Source organism: Acidiferrimicrobium sp. IK (genome assembly GCF_025499425.1).
Lineage (GTDB): Bacteria > Actinomycetota > Acidimicrobiia > Acidimicrobiales > Palsa-688 > Acidiferrimicrobium.
Genome location: NZ_JAIMCB010000002.1, coordinates 278721 through 293537 on the forward strand (window position 1 = coordinate 278721; position 14817 = coordinate 293537).

Annotated in this window: 13 protein-coding genes; 3 read left to right on the top strand and 10 right to left on the bottom strand. The window is 69.7% G+C overall.

Features of this window, described 5'->3' with window-relative positions; all coding sequences use genetic code 11:
- The first annotated feature begins 61 nt into the window (after nucleotides 1-61).
- Entirely contained in the window at nucleotides 62-748 is a 687-nt protein-coding gene (locus K6U06_RS04755) for an SDR family oxidoreductase (RefSeq protein ID WP_262320756.1), read from the top strand.
- Between the two features lie 48 nt (nucleotides 749-796).
- Here K6U06_RS04755 and K6U06_RS04760 read toward each other — a convergent pair whose 3' ends face one another.
- A complete protein-coding gene (locus tag K6U06_RS04760; protein ID WP_262320757.1) occupies nucleotides 797-1237 on the bottom strand; it encodes a MarR family winged helix-turn-helix transcriptional regulator in 441 nt (146 codons plus the stop codon).
- Between the two features lie 141 nt (nucleotides 1238-1378).
- Here K6U06_RS04760 and K6U06_RS04765 point away from each other — a divergent pair, with 141 nt between their 5' ends.
- On the top strand, nucleotides 1379-2839 hold the full coding sequence (locus K6U06_RS04765) for an MDR family MFS transporter (protein WP_262320758.1): 1461 nt from the start codon (nucleotides 1379-1381) through the stop codon (nucleotides 2837-2839).
- Nucleotides 2840-2921: 82 nt separating this feature from the next.
- Here K6U06_RS04765 and K6U06_RS04770 read toward each other — a convergent pair whose 3' ends face one another.
- The 8 genes from K6U06_RS04770 to K6U06_RS04805 all read right to left on the bottom strand — a co-directional run bounded on the left by K6U06_RS04770 (nucleotide 2922) and on the right by K6U06_RS04805 (nucleotide 9960).
- A complete protein-coding gene (locus K6U06_RS04770) occupies nucleotides 2922-3641 on the bottom strand; it encodes an ABC transporter ATP-binding protein (protein WP_262320759.1) in 720 nt (239 codons plus the stop codon).
- Nucleotides 3625-4518, bottom strand: a complete 894-nt coding sequence (locus tag K6U06_RS04775; protein ID WP_262320760.1) for an ABC transporter ATP-binding protein — start codon at nucleotides 4516-4518, stop codon at nucleotides 3625-3627. The genes K6U06_RS04770 and K6U06_RS04775 overlap by 17 nt, the downstream gene beginning before the upstream one ends.
- A complete protein-coding gene (locus tag K6U06_RS04780; protein ID WP_262320761.1) occupies nucleotides 4515-5624 on the bottom strand; it encodes a branched-chain amino acid ABC transporter permease in 1110 nt (369 codons plus the stop codon). Before K6U06_RS04780 ends, K6U06_RS04775 begins: the two co-directional genes overlap by 4 nt.
- Nucleotides 5621-6562, bottom strand: a complete 942-nt coding sequence (locus K6U06_RS04785) for a branched-chain amino acid ABC transporter permease (RefSeq protein ID WP_262320762.1) — start codon at nucleotides 6560-6562, stop codon at nucleotides 5621-5623. The genes K6U06_RS04780 and K6U06_RS04785 overlap by 4 nt, the downstream gene beginning before the upstream one ends.
- Nucleotides 6563-6670: 108 nt before the next feature.
- A complete protein-coding gene (locus K6U06_RS04790; protein ID WP_262320763.1) occupies nucleotides 6671-7861 on the bottom strand; it encodes a branched-chain amino acid ABC transporter substrate-binding protein in 1191 nt (396 codons plus the stop codon).
- 83 nt (nucleotides 7862-7944) lie between these two features.
- Nucleotides 7945-8958 (bottom strand): RluA family pseudouridine synthase, encoded by a 1014-nt coding sequence (locus tag K6U06_RS04795; protein ID WP_262320764.1) that lies wholly within the window; start codon nucleotides 8956-8958, stop codon nucleotides 7945-7947.
- Nucleotides 8951-9526, bottom strand: a complete 576-nt coding sequence (gene lspA, locus K6U06_RS04800) for a signal peptidase II (RefSeq protein ID WP_262320765.1) — start codon at nucleotides 9524-9526, stop codon at nucleotides 8951-8953. The genes K6U06_RS04795 and lspA overlap by 8 nt, the downstream gene beginning before the upstream one ends.
- Complete coding sequence (locus K6U06_RS04805) at nucleotides 9484-9960, bottom strand: TraR/DksA family transcriptional regulator (protein ID WP_262320766.1); 477 nt, start codon at nucleotides 9958-9960, stop codon at nucleotides 9484-9486. Before K6U06_RS04805 ends, lspA begins: the two co-directional genes overlap by 43 nt.
- 118 nt (nucleotides 9961-10078) lie before the next feature.
- On the opposite strand from K6U06_RS04805, the gene ileS reads away from it, so the two are divergent.
- Nucleotides 10079-13351 (top strand): isoleucine--tRNA ligase, encoded by a 3273-nt coding sequence (gene ileS / locus K6U06_RS04810; protein ID WP_262320767.1) that lies wholly within the window; start codon nucleotides 10079-10081, stop codon nucleotides 13349-13351.
- Here ileS and K6U06_RS04815 read toward each other — a convergent pair.
- Entirely contained in the window at nucleotides 13307-14728 is a 1422-nt protein-coding gene (locus tag K6U06_RS04815) for a YndM family protein (RefSeq protein WP_262320768.1), read from the bottom strand. The genes ileS and K6U06_RS04815 overlap by 45 nt on opposite strands.
- Nucleotides 14729-14817 lie beyond the last annotated feature (89 nt).

Here is a 14817-nt window from a genome sequence, read left to right on the forward strand (position 1 = left end):
CCTAGCGCCGGGGAGCCGCCTCCCGGTACGAGCGGGCCCGACGGAGGGGTACAACGATGCGGTGAGCACCTTCTTGATAACCGGAGCGACCCGCGGCATCGGACGGGCGGTGGCCGAGCAGCTCCGCGACGCCCGGCTCCTGCTCGCAGCGCGGCCTTCTGCCGCCCTCGACGCGCTGGCCGCCGAACTGCCCGATGCCGTAGCGGTCCCGCTCGATCTCAGCGACCCGGACGGTCTGGCCGCGTCCATCGAGGCGGCCGGGGGTGTGCCGGAACGAGTCGACGGCGTGGTCCACTCGGCAGGAATCCTGGTCCGGGGCCGGATCGCCGACATGACACCGGCTGGATGGCGGGAGCAGCTCCTCGTCAACGTGGTGGCTGTGGCCGAGCTGACCCGCCTGGCCCTGCCGGGGTTGCGGGCAGCGCAAGGCACCGTGGTGATGGTCAACTCCGGAGCCGGACGCCGGCCGCCCGGCCCGGGCGGCGTGGCGTACGCGTTGAGCAAGCACGCGCTGGCCGCGCTGGCCGACGGTTTGCGCGAGGAGGAGCCGGCACTGCGGGTGACCACGATCTTCCCCGGCCGGACCGCCACCGACATGCAGCGCGAGCTGCGAGCCGACGAGGGGGGCGACTACGACGAGGCGCAGTACCTGACGCCCGACGCGGTCGCGGATCTCATCGTGCAGGTGCTTCGCCTCCAGCCGGGCGCGACCATCCCCGACGTGGCCATCATGCCCAAGCCGTCTTGAGCGCCCCGCCCGCGGCCCGCTCGTCGGCTGTCGCCGGGTCCGGCCAGCTCAGCTAGAGAGCTTCTTGAGCAGGCCGAGGAGCGCCTCGGCCTCCGCCTCGCTCAGCGCCGCGAACGACGGCGGGGGCAGGTCAAAGCCGGCCCGGACCCGGGCCGCGACCAGCGCGCCCTGATCGGTCAACTCGACGACCTTGATCCGGCGGTCGGTGGGGTGGGGCGTGCGCTTGGCCATTCCCTGCTCCTCCAACCCGTCGACTACCGACGTCACGTAGCTGTTGTCGCAACGCAACGCGCCGGCCAGATCCCGCATCGGCGTCGGACGGCCCGACGAGAGGTGCAGCAGCGCCTTGGCGATGGTCGGTGTGACACCGATCTCCTCGGCCAGGTCGTGTGAGCGCCGCAAGACATCGGGATGGTGGCTGAGGTCGCGCATCTGACGCCACGCCTCCACCGCAACCGGGCTGAATTGGGCGGTCGAGCTGGATGGCACGTCTGAATCATACAAGTAGTCATGAAGTTGAGCAACAACATGGTTGACAGATTCAGCGATTGGTGTCACCGTAGAGCGTCGCCCGCCCCGGGCCGGACCGAACCACCCATCCCGCACCCACCCCGCAGGAGCACCCCGTCTATGCCACAGAGGACCATCAACCAGAAAGTCGCTGTCAGCGTCGTGTACGTCGCGGCGATGTTCATGGCGATCATGGACACCACGATCGTCAACGTGGCGCTGCCAACCATCACCAAGGATCTGCACTCCTCCCCTGCCAGCGTGGCCGCCACCGTCATCGCCTTCCTGGTCAGCTTGGCGGTTTTCATCCCCGCATCCTCGTGGCTCGGTGACCGCCTAGGCGCCCGGCGGGTCCTGCTCGGCGCGATCGTCATCTTCACCGCCGCGTCGGCGCTTTGCGGGTTGGCGTCGAGCCTGGGAGAGCTGGTCGTGTTTCGGGTCCTCCAGGGCGTCGGCGGAGGCCTGATGACCCCCGTCGGCCTGGCCATGTTGTTCCGGGTCTTCCCGCCCGCCGAGCGGGTGAAGGCCTCCGCCCTCCTGATCCTCCCGACCGCCCTGGCCCCGGCCCTCGGACCGGTCCTCGGCGGCCTCTTCGTCACCGACCTGTCGTGGCGGTGGGTGTTCTACGTCAACGTCCCGATCGGCACCGTGGCGGTGATCTTCGGGCTGGTGTTCTTGGCGGAGCAGCGGCCGCCGTCGGTCGGGCGCTTCGACCTGCCCGGCTTCGTCACCTCCGGGCTGGGCCTGGGGCTGCTCATGTACGGCGTGTCGGAGGGGCCCAATATCGGGTGGCGGACCGGCCGGGTCGTCGTGTCGATCATCGTCGGGACGGTGTTGCTGCTCGGGATGGTCGTCGTGGAGCTGCGCACCGAACGGCCGATGCTGGATCTGCGCCTCTACACCGACCGGTTGTTCCGTTCGACGGCGCTGGTGATGACCCTCGGCTCCACCTCGTTCCTCGGCGTGCTGTACCTGCTGGCGCTGTTCTTCCAAGAGGCGCTGCACATGACCGCGCTCCAAGCCGGCCTCAGCATCTTCCCGGAGGCCCTAGGGGTCATGATGGGATCGCAGCTGGTCAGCCGCATCCTCTACCCGAGCTTCGGGCCCCGCCGGATCATGGCTGCCGGTTTGGTCGTCGTGGCCGGCGTCATGCTGCTTTTGTCGCAGGTCACGACCGGTACCGACCTGTGGCTGGTCCGGGTCGTGGTGTTCTTTCTCGGCGCCGGCATGTCCGGGGTCTTCCTCCCGTCCCAGGCCGCGGCGTTCGCCAGCCTGCCCCGGGAGAAGACCGGTGACGCGTCGACGGTGTTCAACGCCCAGCGTCAGCTGGGCGGGGCCATCGGCGTGGCGGTGTTGACCACGGTGATCACCACCCTCCACCCGCTCCACCTGGTCGCCGGCCGCGCCGTCGCCAACCTTCACGCCTACCACGTGGGTTTCGTGGTGGCCGCCGGCATAGCGCTCCTCGCCGGCGTCGCCGCGTTGACCGTCAGCGACGCGGACGCCGCGTCGACCATCGTCCCCCGCAAACGCAAGGCCGAGGCTGCGACGTCTACGAGCGAGCCGGTCGCCGCCGCCTGACCGGCGGCGCATCGCGACGGCAGGAGCGTTTGTCACCAACCCGGACCACGGCGCGGGTTGGTGACGGATGCTCAGGGCTTCGTTAGGCGCTGGCCCCGAGATCGCCGCCCAGGTACGCGGCGCGCACCGAGTCGTCGGCGAGGAGGTCAGCGGCGGGCGCGGACCGCACGATCTTGCCGATCTCCAACACGTACGCCCGGTGGGCCAGGGTCAGGGCTTGAACTGCGTTCTGCTCGACGAGCAGCACGGTGGTGCCCTGTGCGTTGATCTGGCGGATGATGCTGAAGATCTGGCTCACCAGCTTCGGCGCCAGACCCATCGACGGCTCGTCGAGGAGCAGCACCTCGGGGCGAGCCATCAGCGCCCGGCCGATGGCCAGCATCTGCTGCTCGCCGCCTGACATGGTCCCGCCGACCTGCTTGCGGCGCTCCGCCAGCCGGGGGAACAGGTCGTAGACCCGGTCGAAGTCCTCGGTGAGCGACCCCTTGCGGTTGAAAGCGCCCATCTCGAGGTTCTCCACGACGGTCATTCCCGGGAAGATCCCGCGTCCCTCGGGGGCTTGGCAAAGACCGAGGTCCACCCGCTTGTGACCGGGCATGTGGGTGATGTCCTGCCCGTCGAAGCGGACCTTGCCGGTCTTGACCGGGCGGACGCCGGAGATCATCTTGAGGGTGGTGGTCTTGCCGGCCCCGTTGGCGCCGATCAAGGCGACGATCTCGCCCTTGGCGACTTGCAGCGAGATGCCCTTGAGGGCCTCGACCGCTCCGTAGAACACGTGGACGTCGTCAACCTCGAGCAGCATCGCCGCCCCCTTCCGGTTCGCCCGGCGCACCGGCCGAGCCGGCCAGCGAGTCGCGCAGGCCTGCGGCCGCGGTGTCGGTCTCGTCGTCGGCCACGCCAAGGTAGGCGTCGATGACCTTCGGGTCCTTCTGGATGTCGGCTGGTAGCCCCTCGGCGATCTTGCGGCCGAAGTCGAGGACCGCGACCCGGTCGCTGATGCCCATGACCAGGCTCATGTCGTGCTCGATCAACAAGACGGTGATCCCCCGATCCCGGATGCGGCGGATCAGGTCCTGGAGGCTGCGCTTCTCGGCCGGGTTCATGCCGGCGGCCGGCTCGTCGAGGAGGAGCAGCCGGGGCCCGGTGGCCATGGCCCGGGCGATCTCCAGGCGTCGCTGGTCGCCGTAAGGCAGGTTGCGGGCGGCCTCGCCGGCGTTGGACCCGATCCCGACGAAGTCGAGGAGGGCCATCCCCTGCTCGCGACCCTCCCGCTCCTCCCGGCGATGACGGGGAAGGCCGAGCAGCGCTCCGGTGATCCCGGTCCGGTGCCGGTTGTCGGCGCCTACCATCACGTTTTCCAGGGCCGACATCTCGGGGAACAGCCGGATGTTCTGGAAGGTGCGGGCCACCCCCATGTGGGTGATCCGGTGAGGCTTGAGTCCGTTGAGACGCTCACCGGCGAAGCGGATCTCTCCCTCGGTCGGTGCGTACACCCCGGTGACGATGTTGAACGTCGACGTCTTGCCCGCACCGTTGGGCCCGATGAGAGCGAAGATCTGGCCCTGGGGGATGGTGAGGGTGAGCTCGGCGATGGCCACGACTCCTCCGAATCGGACCGTGACGCGGTCCAGTTCGAGCAGCGGCGACCCGGCCGGGTCGGTGACCGACGGGTCGGTCACTGGTCCACCTCGAGGGAGGCGGGGATGAGCGCGGCGCCCATTCCGCCGCCGCCGGCCCCGTCGGCCATCTCGGCCTTCTTGCGCCGGGACGGGAGCAGCCCCTCGGGCCGGAAGATCATGAGGGCCACCAGCGCGATACCGAAGAACAGGATCTTGTACTTGTCGAAGCCGCGGAAGCGTTCCGGCAACCAGGCGACGACGAACGCGCCGAGGATGACGCCGGGCATGTTGCCCGAACCGCCGAGCACCACGCAGACGAGGATCAGCACCGAGATGGCGTAGGTGAACTGCCCCGGGTTGATGAAGATCTGCTGCGAGGCGAAGAACACGCCGGTGAAGCCGCCGACGGATGCGCCGATGGCGAATGCCCACAGCCGGAACCGGTAGGTCGGCACACCCATCAGCTCCGCCGCGTCCTCGTCCTCCCGGATCGCCACCCAGGCCCGTCCCACCCGGGAGTTCTTCAATCGGGAGATCAGGAACACCACGAGGAAGATGGCGGCGAGGATCAGGTAGTAGTAGGGCCGGTCGTGCCCGATTTGGTAGGTGAAAATCGACAGGTGACCGATGTCGGGCGGGTGGGGGATGCTGGAGATGCCCTGCGGTCCGCCGGTCCAGCCGACGTTGTTGACGGCCTGGTCGATGATCTGCCCGAAGCCGAGCGTGACGATGGCCAGGTAGTCACCCCGCAAGCGCAGTGTCGGGGCGCCGAGGATGAGCCCGGAGGCCGCCGCCAGGATGATGCCGCCGGGGACGATCACCCAGAAGTTCCAGTGCTGCTTGGTGGCGAGGAGAGCCATGGCATAGCCACCGACCGCGAAGAACGCGACGTATCCCAGGTCGAGCATGCCGGCCTCGCCGACGACCACGTTGAGCCCGAGGGCCAGGAGGACGTAGCAGCCGATCGGGTAAAAGAGGACCAGCGGCCAAGAGCTCTGCGGCGCCATCACCTTGGCCACCGCGGCGGACGGCAGCAGTATGGCCAGGGCGAAGAACAGGAGCAGGACGCCGAGCAGCTGCAGGAAGGGAGGCTGGGCCCGCCAGAACCGGCGAACGCGTCCGCCGAAACCGCCGAGAGGGGCCATGCCCCGCGAGATGGCGGTCATGCCCGGGCCCTCGCCAGCGACTCGCCGAGCAGGCCGCTCGGGCGGAACAGCAGCACGAGGACCAGAACCACGAAAACAGTGGTGTCTCGCCATTGCGATCCGAAGACGCTGGCGCCGTACAGCTCCAGCAGCCCGATGATCAAGCCGCCGAGCAGCGCGCCGCGGATGTTACCGATGCCGCCGAGCACCGCTGCGGTGAAAGCCTTGATGCCCGGCAGGAAGCCGATGTCGAAACGGGTCTGCTCGAAGCGAACGTTCCATAGGACCGCGGCCACGCCGGCCATGATGCCGCCGAGGAGGAACGTGTACATGATCGTCCGGTCGATGTTGACGCCCATCAGGGTGGCGGTCTCGGGGTCTTGGGCCACGGCCCGGATCCCACGTCCGAGCTTGGTCAGCGCGACGGTCCGCTCCAGCGCCACCATCATCACCACCGCCGCGACGACGATGAGCACCCGGTCGGTGGTGATCTGCGCCGAACCAATGTTGAACAGTGTGCTGTGCTTGAACAGCCTCGGGAAGTTGCTGTACTGGTTGGAGTAGTACACCTCGAACACCTGCTGCAGCACGAACGACGCGCCGATGGCCGAGATCAGCGCCGCCAGCCGGCTGGCCCCCCGCCGGCGCAGGGGCCGGTAGGCGACTCGCTCGAGGGCCAGCGCGGTCGCCGCCGATCCTCCCATCGAAAATAAGGCGGCGAGAAGCAGCGCGCCCACCAGCGCAAAGCCGCTCTGAATGGCCGAGATATTGAGGAAATGCATGATCCACATGGCCGACATGGTCCCGACCATGAACACTTCGCTGTGCGCGAAGTTGATCAGCTTGAGGACGCCGTAGACCAGCGTGTAGCCGAGAGCGAAGAGGGCGTAGATCGACCCGAGGGTGACCCCGTCGACCGTCGATGGCCAGAACTGTGTGACGAAGCTGTGCAGGTGCACCCGGCCTCCGGTGGCTGTGATGGGGTGGACGGACAGTGCCGATCAGAGGGACAGCGGGGCCGGCCCTCCGACGGGCCGGCCCCTGTCACAGCTCGGACTGCGTGGTGCTCAGGAAGGCGTGGTGCCGATCTGGGTGATCTTGCCGTTCTTGACCTGGTAGACGTACACGGTCCCGCCGACGAGGTCACCGTCGCTTTGGAACTTGAGTGTCTTGGTGATGCCGGTCCAACTGTTGGTCTTCAGGTAGTTGTTGATCGCCGAGGGGGTCGTGTTGCCGGCCTTGATCGCCGCCAGCAGGAAGTTGGTGACGTCGTAGCCCTCACCTGAGTAGATGGCCGGGGGCGTGCCGTACGCCGCCTGGTAGGCGGTGTTGAACGTGGCCGCGCTGGGAGCGGCCGACGTGTCCTCGCACGCGCAGCTCAAGTAGGCACCTTCGGCGGCGGTGGCGCCGGCGTCGGTGATGAAGTGCGGGTCCTCCGAGCCGTCACCGGACATGAACGCCCCGGTGTACCCCTTGTCCTTCAGCTGCTTGATCAGCCGGCCGGCGGCGTCGTAGTACCCGCCGTAGAAGACCGCGGCCGGCTTGGCCGCCACGATCTTGTTGACCGTGGAGGAGTAGTCCTGGCCGTTGGGATCCACGTGGTCGTCGACCACGTCGGTGGCACCGTCGGTCTTGATCTGGCTGCGGACGTAGTCGGCCAGGCCCTGCCCGTAGGAGCTCTTGTCGTCGATCACCGCGATGGTCTTGGCCCCGAGGGTCTTCACCAGGTAGTTGGCGTCGCCGGGACCCTGCGCGCTGTCATCGGCCAAACCCCGGTAGAAGAACTTGTCGCCGCTTTGGGCCAACGCCACGTTGGTCGCCGAGGCGGTGATGTGGGGGATACCCGCCTGCGCGAAGTACGGGTTGGCGGCCTTGGACTCACCGGAGAAGGCGGGGCCGACAACGGCCACCACCTTGTCGCCGATCAGCTTCTGGGCGCCGTTGTTGGCCTGGCTGGGGTCGCCCTGACTGTCGAAGCTGTCCACGGTCACCGCGACCTTGGGGTGGCCCGCCATGTACTGGCTGATCGCGAGCTTCTCGCCGTTGAGGATATTGATCCCGAGGGCGGCGTTGGCGCCGCTAAGGGCGCCGAAGAACCCGATCTTCACCGCGGACGTCGAAGAACCGCCCCCGCCGGAGGCGGTCGTGGCCGACGATCCGGTGTTGCTCGATTTCGAGCTGCCGCAGGCGCCGAGACCCAGGGCGGCCACTCCGACCACAGCGGCCGCCTTCATCACTGCAGGCCGTGACTTCTTCATCCGTGTACCTCCGAATAAGGCGGGGTTGCCCTCTGGCGGCCACACAATAGACGTACCGATCCGGCCGCCGACGGATTCACGCGTTACGACTCTGGTACGAACCGCTCCACGACCGCGGACAGCTCGGCTGGGAGGGGGGACGAAAAGGACACCTGCCGGCCATCTGCTGGATGCTTGAACGACAGCCCGGCGGCATGCAGCCACGGGCGCCCCGTGGGAATGCCTGGCACCGCCTGCACCGCCCTGCTCCCGTAGCGGTCGTCGCCGACGACGGGATGGCCGATGGCCATGACGTGGACCCTGATCTGATGGGTGCGCCCCGTCTCCAGCCGGCACTCGAGCAGCGTGGCGGGCACCGGCGCCGCGAAGCGGGCCTCCACCCGGTAGCGGGTCCTGGCCTCTTTCCCGTCGGTGCGCACCACGATGCGCGTCGGGTCCCGGTCAGCTCGTCCGAGCGGCGCGTCGATGAGCCCGTCGTCGGCCTCGACGCGCCCGTATACCAGCGCCAGGTAGCGCCGCTCGACGGAACGTTCGGCCAGCTGTGCGACCAGCGCCGCTCGAGCCTCGGCGGTGCGGGCCACGACCAGCAACCCCGACGTGCCTCGGTCGAGGCGGTGCACGATGCCAGGACGGCCGCGAGCACCGGGCTCGACGGCCAGGGCCGCCAGGTCCGGGTACCGGGCCAGGAGGCCTTGCACCATCGTGCCCCGGTCATGCCCGGCGCCGGGGTGGACCACCATCCCGGCTGGCTTGTCGACGACGATGACCTGCTCGTCGGCCCAGATCACCGGCACGTCGACGCTCGGGTCGGGGGCGTCGGCGAGCAGCGCCGCCTCGGGGGGGACGCTCACCTCGAGCAGCTCCCCGGTGTGCAGCTTGCGGCTGCGGTTGGTGGTCACCCGACCGCCGATGCGCACCCGACCGTCAGCGACCAGGCTGTCCACCTCGCTTCTCGGCCGGCCGGTGACCATCGCCACCACCCGGTCCACCCGCTGGCCCTCGAGGGCCGTGGGGACCGTCTCGACCACCTCCCGGTCGTCGTCGACGACGTCCAGGTCTTCAGGGATCAGGTCTTCAGGGATGGCGTCGTCAGGCACGGTCGGCTCGCTCCTCGTCGCGCCCGGCCTGGTCCTTGCGGGAATAGGCGAGCACCAGGGTCAGGGCACCGACGACGATCGCGGCGTCGGCCACGTTGAACACCGGCCACAGGTCCCGGTGCCCGATCCGCAATATGTCGATGAAGTCTACGACCGCTCCCCCGTTGTGGCGGAACACTCGGTCCACCAGGTTGCCGGCGGCACCGCCGAGCAGGAGCGCGATGCCAAGGGCGACGGGGATGGTGGCGGTTCGCGCCGCGCGCCGGCCGAAGAACAGCAGGCCGACGACCAGCACCACGACGATGGTCTCCACGACCGGGGTCACCCCGCGCCCGAGGCTGAACGCGGCTCCGGAGTTGAACGTCAGATCGAGGTACAGGCTCCCGACGACGTGGCGCGGCTGGCCGGCGGCCAGATGGCGCTCGGCCAGCGACTTGGTCACCTGGTCGACGGCTACCACCGCGGCCGCGATGACCCCGATCAGCGCAGGTCGCCCCCGCCGGCCGGGAGCGTTCGCCTCGCGGCTCAGCGGCGAGACGACAGGCCGCCGCTCTTGCACGCGACGCACAGCGCAGCGTGGGGCAGGGCCTCTAGCCGAGCCTCGGGGATGTCGTTGCCGCACTGCTCGCAGCGGCCGTAAGTACCCGCGTCGATCTTAAGCAGGGCCCGGTCGATCTCCTCGATCGCGGCCCGAGCCTGACCGGAGAGCACCAAGTCCAGCTCCCGGTCGACGTTGGAGGTGCCTCCCTCGCCGCCCTCCTCGTCGAACTGGACGTCGCCCGGCTCGTGCTCGAGGGCCAGGGAATCAGCCTGGGCTTTCAGCTCCTCGGCCTGGCGCAGGTAGGTGGCCCGCTCCTCGAGCAGCAGGGCCCGCTGCGACGCGAGGAACCCGCCCCCGCCCTTCTTGGCTGCCGTCTTGCCCGTGGCAGCCTTCGCCGGCGCCTTCTTGGCGGCGGCCTTGGCCGGTGTGTCGGTACTGGTCGACTTGCTCGCTCTCGGCATTTTGCGCGATCCGTTTCCCATGTCTCGCGGGGCGGGCAAAATACCACGCCCAGCCCCGGCAGTGGTGACCGTCCGATAACGCCGGAGGGGGTGGGGGCATTCCCCGTACTCTGGTGGGATGTCTGACGCCCCCCACTCCGGTCCTCCGGGCCGCTACCCCGATGTTGCCGCGTCACCGCGCTTCCCCGACATCGAGGAGCGGATCCTGGCCCGCTGGGCCAAGGAGGGGACCTTCAAGGCGTCCGTCGAGCAGCGGCCCGCCGGGCTCGACGGCGCCAACGAGTACGTGTTCTACGACGGGCCCCCTTTCGCCAACGGGCTCCCCCACTACGGGCATCTCCTGACCGGCTACGTAAAAGACGCCGTCCCGCGCTATCAGACCATGAAGGGGCATCGCGTCGAGCGGCGCTTCGGCTGGGACACCCACGGCCTCCCGGCAGAGACCGAAGCGGAGAAGGAGCTCGGTGTGTCCGGGCGAGGGCCGATCACCGAGTTCGGCATCGACAAGTTCAACGAGTACTGCAAGTCCTCGGTGCTCCGCTACACCAAGGAGTGGGAGCGCTACGTCACCCGCCAGGCCCGGTGGGTCGACTTCGACAACGACTACAAGACCATGGACCTCACCTACATGGAGAGCGTCATGTGGGCCATAAAGACCCTGTGGGACAAGGGCCTGCTCTACGAAGGGTTCCGGGTGCTCCCCTACTGCTGGGAGTGCGAGACGCCGCTGTCGAACTTCGAGACCCGCCAGGACAACTCGTATCGCGACCGCCAGGACCCGGCCGTGACGGTGGCCTTCACGCTGCTGCCCGACGCTGGCGCCCCCGAGGCGGTCCGGGGCGACGCCGACTTGTGGGCGTGGACCACCACGCCTTGGACGTTGCCGTCCAACTTGGCGGTGGCGGTCAACCCCGACGTCGAGTACGGGGTCTACGAGCACGAGGGTCGGCGGGTCGTGGTCGCCACCGCCCTGGCCGGTGGTTACGAGGCCCAGCTGCAGGGTGCCGAGCCGATCGCCACGCTGCCCGGCTCCGCGCTGGTCGGCCGCCGCTACCGGCCCCTTTTCCCCTACTTCTCTTCGACACCCAATGCCTTTGTGGTCCTCGGCGCCGACTTCGTGACCGTCGAGGACGGCACCGGCGTGGTGCAGATGGCTCCTGGTTTCGGCGAGGACGACCAGTTGGCGTGCGCCGCGGCCGGCATCGACGTGATCTGCCCGGTCGACGACCGCACCCGCTTCACCTCGGAGGTTCCCGACTTCGAGGGGCTGCAGGTCTTCGAAGCCAACCAACCCGTCATCCGGGCGCTGCGGGCCGATGGGAGCCTCGTCCGCTCGGACTCGTACGTTCACAGCTACCCGCACTGCTGGCGGACCGACACGCCGCTGGTCTACCGCGCCGTCAGCTCGTGGTTCGTCAAGGTGACCGACATCAAGGAGCGGATGCTGGCCAACAACGCCGACATCACCTGGGTGCCTGGGCACGTGAAGGACGGCGCGTTCGGCAAGTGGCTGGAGGGGGCCCGGGACTGGTCGATCTCCCGCAACCGGTTCTGGGGGTCCCCGATCCCGGTGTGGAAGAGCGACGACCCGCGCTACCCCCGCGTCGACGTCTACGGGAGCCTCGACGAGCTGGAGGCCGACTTCGGGGAACGCCCCCCGGACCTCCACCGGCCGTACATCGACCAGCTCACTCGACCCAACCCCGACGACCCGACCGGCCGCTCGACCATGCGGCGGGTGACCGATGTCCTCGACTGCTGGTTCGAGTCGGGGTCGATGCCCTTCGCCCAGGTCCACTATCCCTTCGAGAACGCCGACTGGTTCGATCACCACTTCCCGGGCGATTTCATCGTCGAGTACATCGGCCAGACCCGCGGCTGGTTCTACACCCTGCACGTGCTGGCGACGGCGCTGTTCGACCGGCCTGCGTTCTCGACGTGCCTGGTGCACGGGGTGATCCTCGGCAACGACGGCCAGAAGGCCTCCAAGCGCCTTCGGAACTACACCAGCCCGGAGGAGGCGTTCGCCACCCAGGGCGCCGACGCGGTCCGCTGGGCGCTCCTGTCGTCGCCGGTGCTGCGCGGCGGTGACGCCATCTTCGGCGACAAGGCCGTCGGCGACGCCATCCGGGCTGCGCTGCTGCCACTGTGGAACGCCTGGTCGTTCTTCTCCCTGTACGCCAACGCGGACGGCCGTCAGGCGAACCCGACCCTCGATCGCTCCGCTGCGTCCGGCAACGTCTTGGATCGCTACATCCTGGCCAAGCTGGCCACGCTGGTGAGCGAGGTAGAGACCGCGATGGACCTCTACGACCTCTCGGGCGCCTGCGCGGCGGTCAGCGGCTTCCTCGACGCCCTGACCAACTGGTACATCCGCCGCAGCCGCGACCGGTTCTGGGGCACGGCGTCTGGGGCGGGCGCCGCCGTCGGGGCCGGTCCTGGCGACGACACCGCGGCGGCGTTCGACACGCTCGCCACCGTCCTAGAGGTCCTGTGCCGCTGCGCGGCCCCGCTGCTGCCGATGGTCACCGAGGAGGTGTGGTCGGGGCTGCGTGCGGGCACTCCCGCCGGGGTCGTCGCTGGCCACCCGGACCGCTTCCCGTCCTCGGTTCATCTGACCGACTGGCCTGACGCCGCGTCGCTTCCCGCCGACCCCGACCTGGTCGCGTCCATGGACACGGTGCGCGACATCTGCTCGGCGGCCCACTCGGTGCGCAAGGCGCAGCACCTCCGGGCCCGCCTGCCGCTCGCCGCGGTGACCGTGGCCGGGCCCGGCGTCGGCGCGCTGGCTGCGTTCAAGGACCTGATCGCGGACGAGGTGAACGTGAAAGACGTCGTGCTGTCTGACACTGTCGAGCGTTACGCGTCGGCCAACCTGACCGTCGCGTTCAAGGTGGCGGCGCCTCGGCTCGGCGCCGCCACCCCGAAAGTCGCGGCCGCAGCGAAGGCCGGCGACTGGAACCTCCTCGGCGACGGGCGGGCACGCGTCGGTGGGACCGAGTTGGATCCCTCCGAGTTCGAGATGCGCCTCGTCCCCCTCGACGAGGCCACCACCCGGGTTCTCGATGGGTCGATCGTGGTCGTCGTCGACACCGAGACCGACGAAGCCCTCGAGGCGGAGGGCGTGGCCCGAGACGTGGTCCGCCAGGTCCAGGTGGCCCGGCGCGACGCCGGTCTCCAGGTCAGCGACCGCATCGCCCTGGCTGTCGCCGGACCCGAGCCGGTCGTCGCGGCCCTCTCCGCCCATCAGGCCTATCTCGGCGAGCAGGTCCTAGCGGTCTCGGTCGATCTGCTCGCCGACGCCAGCGGCGTAGCGCCGGCTGGCTCGGGCTGGGTCGCGGTGGCGCTACCCGACGGAACCCCCGTCTGGATCAGCATCACCCGAGTCTGACCCGGCGGTCCCGGAGCCGGAGGGGGCGACCGCCGGCATCCCCGGATCCGGAGGAGCCAACGGCGCGCCAAGCAGGCCCGGTTCGATGTCGGGCGCGCCGGCGTCGCTCGAGGAGGGCGCCGGCGAGCCGGGGTCGGCGGCGTCCCTGTCCGTCGGGGTGGTCCTGTCCGTCGGGGTGGTCCTCTCCGTCGGGGTGGTCCTTGCCGCCGGGGCTTTCTTCGCGGTCGGCACCTTCTTGGCTGCCGGTGCCTTCTTGGCGGCCGCCCTCTTGCCTGCCGGCGCCTTCGCTGCCTGAGCAGCTCCGTCGGCGGCGGGAGGCGCCGCCTTGGCCGGGGCTTTTCTGGCCGGCGCGGCCTTGGCCGGGGCCGCCTTCTTGGTGCCGGCGCTCTTCGCGGCGGCCTTCGCCGGCGGGGCCGCGGGCCTAGCCGGGCCCGACCCCGTCGGCGGGCCTTCGACGGTGGCTCGCGCCTTGGCCGCCGCCGCGGCTCGGCGCGATGGGGCGGCGTCGGGGGGGACCGCCGCCGGGGGCGCGGGGGCTGCTGCTTGCAGGCGGGAGATGCGGCTCAGCACCGTCGTCCGGTTGGCGCCGGCGCGCTCCGCGGCCGCGACCGCGTCCAGCTGCTCAGCGTTGAGGCCGCCAAGCAACGGCAGGATCTCGGTGGCGCGCATCGAGGCGTATCCAGGGATCGGCTCGCCACCATCGGGGCGGGCCGGGGCGGACGCGCCGGAAGGCGCGGGCTCGCGAGGCGGTTCAACGCCCAGCTCGCTGAGCGCTGCGTCGATGCGGCGCAGCACTGTCCCCCGGGCGCGGGTGGACGCCTCGCGGGCTCGGACCTCGAGCAGCTCGTCGGGCTCCAGCTCGCCGATGAGCGGAAGGATCTCCGACACCCGCAACTCGTCGTAGTCCTCGATCGGGAAGATCGGCTCGTCGTCCCAGTTACCTTCGTCCCAACCCTCGAGCTCGTCTGGGCCCTCGTCATCGCCGGCGGCGGCGGCGGCGGCGGTCGCCATCGCGGGCTGTGGTGTCCACTCGACCCGGTCCTCGGGGGTGTCCACCCCCGCGGCCACGCCGGGCAGAGGCCCGCCCCGGCTCGAGACGGGCGCAGTCGGGTAGGAGGCGGTGGGATCGGGCGGCCCGCCGCGGGACCTCTCGGCGCCCGCGGCAGCGAACCCCGGCTCGCCAACCGGCCCCCGTGTCGCGCCGGCCAGGCGCAGCGCCCGGCGATGACTCAACCGGCTGAACAAGATCAGGGCCAAGCCGGCCACCGCGGCACAGATGATCGCCGCGTAGATGTAGCCCAGCGAATTGTCCGCGAAGCCGACCACGAGCAGAACGATCCCGGCCACGACGAGGCCGACAGTCACTATCAGCAACACACCATCATCCTTCCCCGGCATCCACGATGGATCGACAGCACCCTAGTGGGCGATGCCGCCACGGCAGAAGTGCCCACCGAGCAGCGGCA

Excerpts from the sequence above, each read along its gene's own strand:
- K6U06_RS04780 (WP_262320761.1), bottom strand. The coding sequence starts at position 5,624 with ATGACCGCCATCTCGCGGGGCATGGCCCCTCTCGGCGGTTTCGGCGGA.
- K6U06_RS04805 (WP_262320766.1), bottom strand. The coding sequence starts at position 9,960 with ATGCCGAGAGCGAGCAAGTCGACCAGTACCGACACACCGGCCAAGGCC.
- ileS (WP_262320767.1), top strand. The coding sequence starts at position 10,079 with ATGTCTGACGCCCCCCACTCCGGTCCTCCGGGCCGCTACCCCGATGTT.
- K6U06_RS04790 (WP_262320763.1), bottom strand. The coding sequence starts at position 7,861 with ATGAAGAAGTCACGGCCTGCAGTGATGAAGGCGGCCGCTGTGGTCGGA.
- K6U06_RS04765 (WP_262320758.1), top strand. The coding sequence starts at position 1,379 with ATGCCACAGAGGACCATCAACCAGAAAGTCGCTGTCAGCGTCGTGTAC.
- K6U06_RS04770 (WP_262320759.1), bottom strand. The coding sequence starts at position 3,641 with ATGCTGCTCGAGGTTGACGACGTCCACGTGTTCTACGGAGCGGTCGAG.